Annotated in this window: 8 protein-coding genes; 4 read left to right on the plus strand and 4 right to left on the minus strand. The window is 73.7% G+C overall.

Annotation, left to right across the window (positions count from 1 at the left end; all coding sequences use genetic code 11):
• Positions 1-73: 73 nt before the first annotated feature.
• The 4 genes from ABEA77_RS10640 to ABEA77_RS10655 all read left to right on the plus strand — a co-directional run bounded on the left by ABEA77_RS10640 (position 74) and on the right by ABEA77_RS10655 (position 7914).
• Positions 74-1588: a cytochrome ubiquinol oxidase subunit I gene (locus tag ABEA77_RS10640; RefSeq protein ID WP_345644496.1), complete on the plus strand. Its 1515-nt coding sequence runs from the start codon at positions 74-76 to the stop codon at positions 1586-1588.
• Positions 1589-1602: 14 nt separating this feature from the next.
• Entirely contained in the window at positions 1603-2640 is a 1038-nt protein-coding gene (cydB, locus tag ABEA77_RS10645; RefSeq protein WP_345644499.1) for a cytochrome d ubiquinol oxidase subunit II, read from the plus strand.
• A gap of 19 nt (positions 2641-2659) precedes the next feature.
• On the plus strand, positions 2660-6274 hold the full coding sequence (gene cydD / locus ABEA77_RS10650; RefSeq protein ID WP_345644502.1) for a thiol reductant ABC exporter subunit CydD: 3615 nt from the start codon (positions 2660-2662) through the stop codon (positions 6272-6274).
• Positions 6275-6369: 95 nt separating this feature from the next.
• The gene (locus ABEA77_RS10655; RefSeq protein WP_345644505.1) at positions 6370-7914 is read left to right on the plus strand and encodes a sensor histidine kinase; all 1545 of its coding nucleotides are present in this window, start codon (positions 6370-6372) and stop codon (positions 7912-7914) included.
• 476 nt (positions 7915-8390) lie between these two features.
• On the opposite strand, the gene ABEA77_RS10660 is transcribed toward ABEA77_RS10655, so the two are convergent.
• The 4 genes from ABEA77_RS10660 to ABEA77_RS10675 all read right to left on the minus strand — a co-directional run bounded on the left by ABEA77_RS10660 (position 8391) and on the right by ABEA77_RS10675 (position 12203).
• Positions 8391-9266: an HAD hydrolase family protein gene (locus ABEA77_RS10660; RefSeq protein ID WP_345644508.1), complete on the minus strand. Its 876-nt coding sequence runs from the start codon at positions 9264-9266 to the stop codon at positions 8391-8393.
• A 183-nt stretch (positions 9267-9449) separates the two neighbouring features.
• On the minus strand, positions 9450-10289 hold the full coding sequence (locus ABEA77_RS10665) for a helix-turn-helix transcriptional regulator (RefSeq protein ID WP_345644510.1): 840 nt from the start codon (positions 10287-10289) through the stop codon (positions 9450-9452).
• Between the two features lie 46 nt (positions 10290-10335).
• Positions 10336-11121 carry an SDR family NAD(P)-dependent oxidoreductase gene (locus tag ABEA77_RS10670; RefSeq protein ID WP_345644512.1) on the minus strand — a complete coding sequence of 262 codons (786 nt, stop codon included), beginning with the start codon at positions 11119-11121 and terminating at the stop codon, positions 10336-10338.
• 185 nt (positions 11122-11306) lie between these two features.
• On the minus strand, positions 11307-12203 hold the full coding sequence (locus ABEA77_RS10675) for an LLM class flavin-dependent oxidoreductase (RefSeq protein WP_345644515.1): 897 nt from the start codon (positions 12201-12203) through the stop codon (positions 11307-11309).
• Between the last annotated feature and the right edge of the window lie 5 nt (positions 12204-12208).

Consider the following 12208-nt stretch of genomic DNA (forward strand, 5'->3'; position numbering starts at 1 on the left):
TTGTTTGTGGGGTTGTGATCCTCCATGAGCCGGGTGGGGCGCGCGTGACCACGGCGATGTAAGGAGAGACGACGTGGACCTCGCTTTGGCGCCGGACACTCTGGCCCGCTGGCAGTTCGGCATCACCACCGTCTACCACTTCCTCTTCGTGCCGCTCACGATCTCCCTCGCCGCCATCACGGCCGGGCTGGAGACCGCATGGGTCCGTACCGAGAACCCGAAGTACCTCACGGCCACGAAGTTCTGGGGGAAGCTGTTCCTGATCAACATCGCGATGGGGGTCGTCACCGGCATCGTGCAGGAGTTCCAGTTCGGCATGAACTGGTCGGACTACTCGCGGTTCGTCGGTGACATCTTCGGAGCCCCGCTCGCGTTCGAGGCGCTGATCGCCTTCTTCTTCGAGTCCACCTTCGTGGGCCTGTGGATATTCGGCTGGGACAAGCTGCCGAAGAAGATCCACCTGGCCTGCATCTGGATCGTCTCGATCGGCACGGTCCTGTCCGCGTACTTCATCCTCGCGGCCAACTCCTGGATGCAGCACCCGACCGGGTTCCGCATCGACAAGAGGACCCACAGGGCCGAACTCACCGACTTCTGGTCCGTCCTGACCCAGAACACCGCGCTCACCCAGTTCGCGCACACGCTCACCGCCTCGTTCCTGGTCGGCGGGGCGTTCGTGGTCGGCATTGCCGGCTACCACCTCGCGCGGAAGAAGCACATCCCGGTGATGCGCACCTCGCTGCGGCTCGGCCTGGTCACCGTGGTGGCCGCGGGCCTGCTCACCGCGCTCAGCGGCGACCAGCTCGGCAAGGTGATGTTCAAGCAGCAGCCCATGAAGATGGCGGCGGCCGAAGCCCTCTGGAACGGTGAGTCGCCCGCGCCCTTCTCCGTCTTCGCCTACGGGGACGTCGCCAAGGGCCACAACAGCGTCGAGCTGGAGATACCCGGGCTGCTCTCCTTCCTCGCCAACGACGACTTCTCCTCCCACGTCCCCGGCATCAACGACGTCAACAAGGCCGAACAGCAGAAGTTCGGGCCCGGCGACTACCGGCCCAACATCCCCGTCGCCTACTGGGGCTTCCGCTGGATGATCGGCTTCGGCATGGCCTCCTTCGGCCTCGGACTGCTCGGCCTGTGGCTCACCCGGAAGAAGTTCCTGCTGCCGGCGCACCTGCGGACCGGCCCCGAGGAGGTGCCGCATCTCGTCCTCTTCCGCAGCACGGCGCTCCACCCCAGGCTGGCCCGCTGGTACTGGATCGCCGCCCTGGCCACGATGACCTTCCCGATGATCGCCATGTCCTGGGGCTGGATCTTCACCGAGAACGGGCGGCAGCCCTGGGTCGTCTACGGCGTGCTGCGCACCTCCGACGCGGTCTCCCCCGGCGTCTCGACCGCCGAGGTCCTCACCTCGCTGATCGTCTTCACCCTGCTCTACGGGATCCTCGCGGTCGTCGAGGGCAAGCTGATGGTGAAGTACGTCAAGGCCGGGCCGCCCGAGCTCACCGAGTCCGATCTCCACCCGCCCACCCGGATCGGTGGCGACCGCGCAGAAGCGGACGCCGACCGGCCGATGGCCTTCTCGTACTGAGGAGCCGGTCCGCCATGCAACTCCACGACATCTGGTTCATCCTCATCGCCGTCCTGTGGGCCGGCTACTTCTTCCTCGAAGGCTTCGACTTCGGCATCGGGGTGCTCACCAAACTCCTCGCCAGGGACCGGGCCGAGCGGCGCGTGCTCATCAACACCATCGGGCCTGTCTGGGACGGGAACGAGGTCTGGCTGATCACCGCGGCGGGCGCGACCTTCGCGGCCTTCCCCGACTGGTACGCCACCCTGTTCTCCGGCTTCTACCTGCCGCTGCTGCTCATCCTGGTCTGCCTGATCGTGCGCGGCGTCGCCTTCGAGTACCGGGCCAAGCGGCCCGAGGAGCGCTGGCAGCGCAACTGGGAGCACGCGATCTTCTGGTCGTCGCTGCTGCCTGCCGTCGTCTGGGGGATCTTCTTCGCCAACATCGCGCACGGGCTGCGGATCGACGCGCACGGCGACTACGTCGGCGGGCTCGGGGACCTGCTCAACCAGTACGCGCTGCTCGGCGGCGTGGTGACGCTGCTCCTGTTCACCTTCCACGGCGCGGTGTTCGCGGCGCTGAAGACGGTCGGTGACATCCGGGTGCGGGCCCGAAGGCTGGCCATCGGGCTCGGGGCGGCCACGGCCGTCGCGGCGGGCGGCTTCCTCGCCTGGACGCAGGTCGACAGCGGCGACGCCGAGTCCCTGTTCGCCGTCGTCGGCACCGTGGTGGCGCTGGTCCTCGCGGTGGTCGCGGCCGGACGCGGGCGCGAGGGCTGGTCGTTCGCCCTCTCGGGGCTCGCGGTGGTCGGAGTCGTCACCACGCTGTTTCTGACGCTTTTCCCCGACGTGCTCCCGTCGACGCTCGACCCCCGGTGGAGCCTGACGGTCTCCAACGCGGCGTCGACCCCGTACACGCTGACGATCATGACGTGGTGCGCCGGGTGCGCGACGCCGCTCGTCCTGCTCTACCAGGGCTGGACCTACTGGGTGTTCCGCAAGCGGATCGGCACCCAGCACATCGCCGGTGCGGGCGGGGCCGGTACGGCCGTCCCCGCGGCCCGCGCCCACTGACCGGGAGCCGGTGTTTCACGTGAAACCAATCGATCCCCGACTGCTCAGGTACGCTCGCGCGACCCGCTTCTTCCTCGTCGCGACGGTGGTACTGGGCGCGGTGGGCGCGGGGCTGGTCATCGCGCAGGCCATGCTGATCGCCGAGGTCGTGGTGGGGGCGTTCCACCACGGCCGGGGGGCGGGCTCGCTGCTGACCCCGCTGGCCCTGCTCGGGGCGGTCGCGGCGGGGCGGGCGCTGGTGGCCTGGCTGACCGAGCTGGCCGCCCACCGCACCAGCGCGTCGGTCAAGTCCGAACTGCGCGGCAGGCTGCTGGCCCGGGCCGCGGAACTCGGGCCGGGCCGTCTCAGCGGGCAGCGCACCGGCACGCTGGTCACGCTCGCCACCCGCGGAGTCGACGCGCTGGACGACTACTTCGCCCGCTACCTGCCACAGCTCGGCCTCGCCGTGGTGGTGCCGGTGGCGGTGCTCGCCCGCATCGCCACCGAGGACTGGATCTCCGCGGCGGTCATCGTGGTGACCCTGCCGCTGATCCCGGTCTTCATGGCGCTCATCGGCTGGGTCACCCAGGCGCGCACCGACCGGCAGTGGCGGCTGCTGACCCGGCTCTCCGGGCACTTCCTCGACGTCGTCGAGGGGCTGCCGACCCTCAAGGTCTTCGGCCGGGCCAAGGCGCAGGCCGAGTCGATCCGGCGGATCACCGACGAGTACCGGCAGGCGACCCTGCGCACGCTGCGGATCGCGTTCCTCTCCTCCTTCGCACTGGAACTCCTGTCGACGCTGTCGGTGGCGCTCGTCGCCGTCGGGGTCGGCCTGCGGCTCGTCCACGGTGACCTGGACCTCTACACCGGCCTTGTCATCCTGGTGCTCGCGCCCGAGGCGTACCTGCCGATCCGGCAGGTCGGCACCCAGTACCACGCGGCGGCCGAGGGGCTCTCCGCGGCGGAAGAGATCTTCGCCGTCCTGGAGGACGAGGCGCCGCGGGGCGGCGGGACGGTGGTGCCCGCGTCTGTCCACCTCGAACTGCGGGACGTCGCCGTGCGCCACGAGGGCCGCGCCGCCGCGTCGCCCGCAGGGGCGACGCTCGACGTCCTGCCGGGCGAGACCGTCGCACTGGCCGGGCCGAGCGGCGTCGGGAAGTCCACCCTGCTCGACGTCGTGCTCGGCTTCACCCGGCCCGACTCCGGGACGGTCCGCCTCGGCGGCGTGGACCTGGCGGACGTGGACCCGGCGGGCTGGCGCGAACAGATCGCCTGGGTCCCGCAGAACCCGTATCTCTTCGCGGGCACCATCGCGGAGAACGTACGCCTCGCCCGGCCGGACGCGGACGACGCCGCGGTGTGGGCGGCGCTGCGGGACGCGGGCGCTTACGCCTTCGTCGCGGCGCTCCCGGACGGCGCGGAGACCGCGCTCGGCGAGGACGGCGCGGGGCTCTCCGCGGGGCAGCGGCAACGGCTCGCGCTGGCCCGCGCGTTCCTCGCCGACCGGCCGCTGCTGCTCCTCGACGAGCCGACCGCCGCACTCGACGGCGCGACGGAGGCCGCGATCGTGGACGCGGTACGCCGCCTCGCGGCCGGCCGCACCGTCCTGCTGGTCGCCCACAGGCCCGCGCTGCTCGCGGCCGCGGACCGGGTGGTGACCCTGAGCGCGCCGGTGGCGGGCACGTCCGCCGCCGGGGAAGGGCCGCCCGCGGTGGTGGCGGTGCCCGTCGTGCGGGAGGGCTCGGCCGTGGTCCGCGCGGACTCGCGGTCCGCGCGGGCGGACGCGAGCGCGGGCCGGGCCGTCTCGGGGCTCGACCCGGCGGATGCACCCGCCGGGTCGACCCCGGAGACGGCCGCCCAGGCGGACGGGGTGGACCCGAGCGCGGGGCGCGGGGCGCTTGCCTGGGTGCGGAGTGGGGCGGGGGCGCTGCGGGGGCGGCTCCTGCTCGCGCTGGTGCTCGGGAGCCTCGCGCTCGGCTCGGCCATCGGGCTGCTCGGAGTGTCGGGCTGGCTGATCTCGCGGGCCTCGCAGCACCCGCCCGTCCTCTATCTGATGGTCGCGGTCACCGCGACGCGTACCTTCGGCATCGGCCGCGCCGTGTTCCGGTACGCGGAGCGCCTGGTGTCGCACGACGCCGTGCTCCGGCTGCTCGCCGGGGTCCGCGTCGCCGTCTACCGGCGTCTCGAACGCATCGCGCCCGCCGGGCTTCGCACCACTCGAAGGGGGGACCTGCTGACGCGGCTCGTCGCCGACGTGGACCAGCTGCAGGACTACTGGCTGCGGTGGCTGCTGCCGGTCGGGGCCTCGGCGCTGGTGTCCGCGGCGACCGTCGGCTTCACGGCGTGGCTGCTGCCCGAGGCGGGTCTGGTGCTCGCGGCCGGGCTGTTCGTCGCGGGTCTCGCCGTGCCCGCGCTCAGCGGCGCGCTCGCCCGCCGCGCCGAGCAGCGGCTCGCGCCCGCGCGCGGCGCCCTCGCCGTCCAGGTCGCGGAACTCCTGCGCGGGGTCGCCGAGATCACCGTCGCGGGCGCCCTGCCGCGCCGGCTGCGCGCGGCCCGTGCCGCGGACGGGGAGCTGACCTCGCTCGCGTCCCGCGGCGCCGCCGCCACCGCGCTCGGGGCCGGGCTGTCGGCGCTGGTGTGCGGGCTGACCGTGGCCGCCGCCGCGGTGGCCGGTGTCGGCGCCGTCGCCTCGGGGCGGCTGCCCGGCGTGGACCTGGCGGTCGTCGTCCTGATCCCGCTCGCGGCGTTCGAGGCGGTGGCGGGGCTGCCGCTCGCGGTGCGGTTTCGTACCCGCGCCCGGCGCAGCGCCGAGCGGGTGCGGGACGTGCTCGACGCGCCCGTACCCGTGGCGGAGCCCGAGCACCCGGTCGCGCCGCCTGCCACGCCGTTCCCGCTGCGCCTCGACGGTGTGACCGCCCGCCACCCGGGTGCCGCGCGCGACGCGCTCACCGGGTTCGACCTGACGCTGACCGCGGGCCGCAGGGTCGCCGTCGTCGGCCCCTCGGGGGCGGGCAAGACGACCCTGGCCCAGGTACTGCTGCGGTTCCTCGACCCCGGCGAGGGGCGCTGGCGGCTCGGCGGCGTGGACGCGCGCACCCTCGACGGCGACGCGGTGCGCCGGTTCGTCGGGCTCTGCGCCCAGGACGCGCACCTCTTCGACAGCTCCGTACGGGAGAACCTGCGCCTCGCCCGTACGGACGCCACCGAGGACGAACTGCGGGACGCCCTGCGGGCCGCGCGGCTCCTCGACTGGGTCGACGGGCTGCCGCAGGGCCTCGACACCCTCGTCGGGGAGCACGGCGCGCGGCTCTCCGGCGGCCAGCGCCGACGCCTCGCGCTGGCCCGCGCGCTCCTCGCGGACTTCCCCGTCCTCGTCCTCGACGAGCCCGCGGAGCACCTCGACACGGCGACGGGCGACGCCCTGACGGCGGATCTGCTGGCCGCGACCGAGGGCCGTACGACCCTCCTCATCACGCACCGGCTGCACGGCCTCGAAGCGGTGGACGAGGTGATCGTCCTCGACGCCGGGCGTGTCGTGCAGCGGGGCCCGTACGCACGGCTGGCGGCGGAGGAGGGGCCGCTGCGGCGGATGGTCGAGCGGGAGCGCGCGGGGGACCAGGCGGGTGGAGCGCTGCTCGCGGGGCGGGCGGCGTGAGGCGCCCGCTCGTCCCGCGGCCGGGACGCGATGCCGGCCGCGGGACGGGCATCGGTCGACTTTCCTGGGTGATTCGTCCTGATTAGTCTCTTTCCATGACCTCCGAGCCTCCCGCCGCGGAACCAGCCGCCGAGTTCAGTGCCGGTGTGCCGGGGCTCCTTGAGGCGATGCGGGCGATCGGCACGGATCTCGAACTGCGCTCCACCCTCGACCGCATCTGCCTCATCGCGGCGGAGCTCTCCGGCGCCCGGTACACGGCGATCGGCGTGATGGACGAGGCGGGCGACGACTACCGCGAGTTCGTCACCTACGGCAGGGCCGGGGACCTGCTGGAGCGCATCGGCGTGCCGATCCGCGTCCGGGGCCGGATCTTCGGCCACCTGTACCTCGCGGACCGGCGGGACGGCGCCGAGTTCAGCAGCCAGGACCTGCACATGATGCGCGTCCTCGCGACGGCCGCGGGCATGGCGATCGGCAACGCACGGCTCTACGAGGCGGCGCGCCAGCGCGAACGGTGGATCGACGGGTCGGTCGCCGTCACCACCGCGCTCCTCTCGCGCGGTGAGGCGGGCGACGCGGCCGATCCGCTCACGGTCGTCGCGGAGCAGGCACGGCGCCTCGCGGAGGCCGACGCGGGGATCGTGCTGCTGCCCGCGGAGGGCGGCGGCCTGGAGATCGTCGCCGTCTGCGCCGACACGCCGGGGAGCAGGCTCGGTGCGGTCTTCCCCGAGGACAGCCCGATCGTCTCGGCGCTGCTCGACGGCGAGTCGGTCTTCCTCGACGACGCGGCGACCGAGTCGAGCAGGAGCGACCTGGCCGACTCGTACGGCCCGGTGATGCTGCTGCCGCTGGAGAGCGGTGGCCGTGTCCTGGGCGCGCTCGCGACGCCGCGGGCGCGGGGGGCGCGGCGGTTCACCGAGACGGAGCGCATCCTCGCCGCGCAGTTCGCCTCGCAGGCCGCGCTCGCGCTGATGATGGCCGAGGCCCAGCGCGACCGGGAGCGGCTCGCCGTGCTCGAAGACCGCGACCGGATCGCCCGCGACCTCCACGACGTGGTCATCCAGCGGCTGTTCGCGACCGGCATGATGCTGGAGGGCGGCCGGAAGGACGAGGAATCCGCCGAGGTCCGTACGGGCATCGGACGGGCCATCGACGAACTGGACGTGACGATCCAGGAGATCCGTACGGCCGTCTTCGCGCTCCAGCAGGACACGTCGGAGGAGCCGGCGGGGCTGCGCACGCGCGTCCTGCGGGAGATCAAGACGGCCGCGGTACCGCTGGGGTTCGTGCCCGCGGTCCGGTTCGTCGGGGACGTCGACTCGGCGGTGGGCGAGCCGGCCGGCCGGAACCTGATCGCCGCGCTGCGGGAGGCGCTGTCGAACGCGTTCCGGCACGCGCACGCCGGCCGTATCGAGGTCACCGTGGACGCCACGGCCGCGCTGCCCGACGGCACGCCCGCGGTCCGGCTGACCGTGGCGGACGACGGGGTCGGCGTGCCGGAGGGCGGCAGACGCAGCGGCCTGCGGAATTTGACCAGGCGGGCGGAGGCGCTCGGCGGTTCGAGCAGCGTGGAGACCGGCGTGGACGGCGCGGGCACGACGGTGCTCTGGCAGGCACCGCTCGGCACAGGCGCGGACTGACCGCGGGCCCGAGCCCGCGGTGCCGGACCTGCGCGCTCCGGCGGGGGCCGCGCGGGGCTGTGCGTGCCAGCGGGTGGCTCTGGCCCCGCGCGTATCGCACCGGGCCCGCGCGCTCCGGCCGGTCACCGGTGCCGGTCCGTGCGCCCCGGCGGGTCACCGGCACTGGGTCCGCGGGCCCCCGCGAGGGCACCGGCGCGGGGTAGGCGCGTATCGGCGGGTGGCCCGTGCGGGGTCTGCGCGCCCCAGCGGGGCGGCCCCGCTGTGCCCGCGCGTATCGCTCCGGGCCCGCGGGTACCGGCGGGCGGCGCCGGTGCCGGTCCCGCGTGTGTCGGCGGGTGGCGCCGGGGGCCCCGTGCATCGGCGGGTGGCCCGTTCTGGGCCCGCGTGTGTCGGCGGGTGGCCGGTGCCGGGCAGGCGGGCGGCGTTGGTGCTGGCCGGCGGGCGGCGCCGGTGCCGGTCCCGCGCGTCCCGGGGGGTCAGCCGTGGCGGGTGAGGATCTCCTCGATGACGGCGGCCACGCCGTCCTCCTCGTTGGTGGTCGTGCGGTCGCTCGCCGCGGCGAGTACGTCCGGGTGCGCGTTGCCCATGGCGTAGGAGGTGCCTGCCCAGGTCAGCATCTCCAGGTCGTTCGGCATGTCCCCGAACGCGACCACCTCGTCCGCCGAGATGCCGCGCTCCGCGCAGCACAGCGCCAGCGTGCTCGCCTTGGTGACGCCGTAGCCGCTCACCTCGATCAGGGCGGACGGGCCCGACCTGGTGAAGGAGGCGCGGTCGCCCGCGACGGTCCTGCCGAGGGTGAGGAAGCCGTCAGGCGTGAGGTCGTGGTGGTGGGCGAGGAGCTTCACGACCGGCGCGGGCTCGCCGCCGCCGTCCCGCACGCCCGCGTCGAGGAGCTTCTCGGCGGGCGCGACGAGAGTCCCGGGGTCGAGCGGGAAGCGCGGGTACGCGGGCTCGTAGGTGATGCCGTCCGTGAACTCCACGGCGAACGACGTGCCGGGCGCGGCGGCGCGCAGCTCCCGTACGACGTCCAGCGCGACGGGGTGCGGCAGCGGCCTGACCTGCGTGGGGACGCCGGTATGCAGGTCCACCACGACGGCTCCGTTGCCGCAGATGGCGAGCCCGTGCCCGTGGACGTGGTCGCGTACGACGTCCATCCACCGCGGCGGCCTGCCGGTCACGAACAGCACGGTGAGGCCCGCGGCCTCGGCGGCGGCGAGCGCGGCGACCGTGCGGTCCGACACGGACTTGTCGTCGCGCAGCAGCGTGCCGTCCAGGTCGGTGGCTATGAGACGGGGACGGGCGGGCAGCGGCGACTCGGTCGCCTCGGCGGAGGGCACGGGGTCGGAGATCACCCCGTCATTCTCCCGTACGGGGCGACGGGGCGGCCCGGTGCGTGTCCGGGCTCACTCCGCGGGGCGGGCCCGCGCGGGCCCGGGGCCCACGGGGCCGCGCGCGGGGCGCCGGGCGCGCGGACCGATGCGTGCGGGGGCCGCCCGGTACGCACCGGGCGGGCAGTGCACGACGGGCCGTGCCGGTCAGTGCACGGGGCTGCGGTCACCCGTCACGGAGAGCAGGCGCAGCTTCGCGTGGCTCTCAGAACCCGGCGTCGCGGTGAAGACCAGCAGCACCTGCGACTGGGTGTCGTCGTGCAGCACCTGACAGTGCACTTCGAGGAGGCCCAGGTCGGGGTGGGTGATCCGCTTCTGCGAGGTGTGGACCATGCCGATCTCGTGCGCGGCCCACACGGCGCGGAACTCCTCGCTTTTCGCGAGCAGCGCGTCGACGATCTCCCCTGCCGGGGAGTTCGCGCCCTGCCTGGAGTAGACGGCACGCAGCTGCGAGGCGAAGACGCGGCTGTGCCGCGGATGGTCCGCCTCCGGGTAGACCCTGCGGGCGTACGGGTCGGTGAACCACCGGTGGTAGATGCTCCGGTCGAGCCCCGTGTACTGGGTCTCTTCGCCGAACAGCGCGACGTTGAGCCGGGTCTGCCTGAGCGTCTCCCCGAGCGAGTTCACGATCTGCGCGGGGGTGTCGGCCAGGCGGTCGAGGATGCGCATGACTCCCGGGTTCACGTGGTCCCCCACCAGCTCCCGCCTGGGGGTGTTGTGCCCCGCGAGCCGGAAGAGGTGGTCGCGCTCCTCAAGCGAGAGGTGGAGGCCGCGTGCGATGGCGGCGAGCATGGGCTCCGAGGGCTGGGGCCCGCGCTGCTGCTCGATCCGGGTGTAGTAGTCCGCGGACATGCCGCTCAGGGCGGCCACCTCCTCGCGCCGCAGGCCGCGGGTGCGGCGGCGGGCGCCGCGCGGCAGGCCCACGTCCTCCGGCTGCAGCGCCTCGCGGCGTGTGCGCAGGAAGTCCGCCAGCTGTGCTCGGTCCATGTCCTCAGTCTCCTCCTTCTCCGCCCTCCCGGTGCTGCCGCGCCGGTCAGAGCAGGTGGCCGCCGGACGCCTCGACGCGCTGGCCGTTGATCCAGCGGGTGCGCGGGTCGAGGAGGGCCGCGACCACACCGCCGATGTCCTCGGCGACGCCCACGCGGCCGAGGGCGGTCATGCTGTCGAGCGCGGACCGCGTGGCCTCGTCGTCCCGTACGGAGCCGCCGCCGAAGTCCGTGGCGATCGGTCCCGGCGCGACGGCGTTGGCGGTGATGCCGCGGTGGCCGAGCTCCTTGGCCAGGTAGCGGGTGAGGACCTCGACGCCGCCCTTCATGGACGCGTACGCGGACATGCCCGGGACCGTGAAGCGGGCGAGGCCGGTGGACACGTTGATGATGCGGCCACCGTCCGCCATCAGGGGCAGGAGGGTCTGGGTGAGGAAGAACACGCCCTTGAGGTGCACGTTCACCATCTGGTCGAAGCCCTCTTCGGTGATCTCGGTGAAGGGGGCCATCACGATGGATCCCGCGTTGTTGACCAGGAAGTCGAAGTCGTCCCTGGCCCAGTGCTCCTTGAGCAGGCCGCGGACGGTGTCGGCGAACGCGCCGAAGCCGGAGACCTCGGCGGTGTCGAGTCGGACCGCGTGGGCGGTGCGGCCCAGCGCGGCGACCTCGGCCACGACGGAGGCGGCCTCGTCCTCGTGCGAGCGGTAGGTGAGGATCAGGTCGGTGCCGGCCTCGGCGAGCCGCAGCGCGGTGTCGCGGCCGAGACCGCGGTTGGCGCCGGTGACGATCGCGATCGTCCCGGTGCCTGCGGGGGTGGTGGACGCAGTGGTCATGAGTGGCTCTCCCGGTGGTGCGGAAGGCCGGTCGCGTGCTGGTCACGCGTCCCGTACGGCCTCCCGTACACACCACTGTCGGCCGGTGCGCGAACCGGATGAAGGCCTCACTTGTCCAGGGACTCCCGATCCCCCCTTGACGGCGTCCTGGCAGGTCAGACCCGCGTCCCACCCATCGCTACGGCTCAGCCGCCGAGCTGTCCGGGCGCCTCGGCGGCGATCCGCTCGAAGACCGCGGGATCGGTGTCGAAGTCCGAGTCGGGCACCGGGGCGTGCACGACGATCTCGGTGATGCCGAGCTCCGCGTGGCGCCCTGCGAAGTCCACGAAGGCGTCCACCGACGACAGGGGCAGGTCGCGCTCCGGGGTGAAGCCGGTGAGCAGCACCTTGTCCAACTCGTCCGGGTTCCTGTCGATGTCCTCGCAGGCGGCGCCGAGCCGTTCGATCTGTCCGCGGACCGCTGCCCGCGACTGCTCCGGCGTACCGGTCTCGAACAGCCTGGAGTCGCCGGTGGTCACCCAGGCCTGCCCGTGCCGTGCGGCGAGCCGCAGCCCGCGCGGTCCGGTGGCGGCGACGGCGAACGGGAGCCGGGGCCGCTGCACGCAGCCGGGGATGTTGCGTGCTTCGTCGGCCGAGTAGTACGCGCCCCGGTGCGTCACGGCCGGCTCGGTCAGCAGCCGGTCGAGCAGCGTCACGAACTCGGCGAGCCGGTCGGCGCGTTCGCGCGGCGACCAGGGCTCCTGCCCGAGCGCGGTGGCGTCGAAGCCGGTCGTCCCCGCGCCGACGCCGAGGGTGACGCGCCCGCCGGAGATGTCGTCGAGGGTCATCAGGTCCTTGGCGAGGGTGACCGGGTGGCGGAAGTTGGGGGACGTGACGAGGGTGCCGAGGCGGAGGGCCGTGGTCGCGGTGGCCGCCGCGGTCAGGGTGGGGACGGCGCCGAACCAGGTCCTGTCGCGGAAGGAGCGCCAGGAGAGGTGGTCGTAGGTGTAGGCGGTGTGGAAGCCGAGTTCCTCGGCGCGCCGCCACGCCTCCCGGCCCTCGGACCAGCGGTGGATCGGCAGGATCACGGTACTCAGACGCATGGGGC

The sequence above is a fragment of the Streptomyces tremellae genome, from assembly GCF_039540215.1.
In the GTDB taxonomy this organism is placed as follows: Bacteria; Actinomycetota; Actinomycetes; order Streptomycetales; family Streptomycetaceae; genus Streptomyces; species Streptomyces tremellae.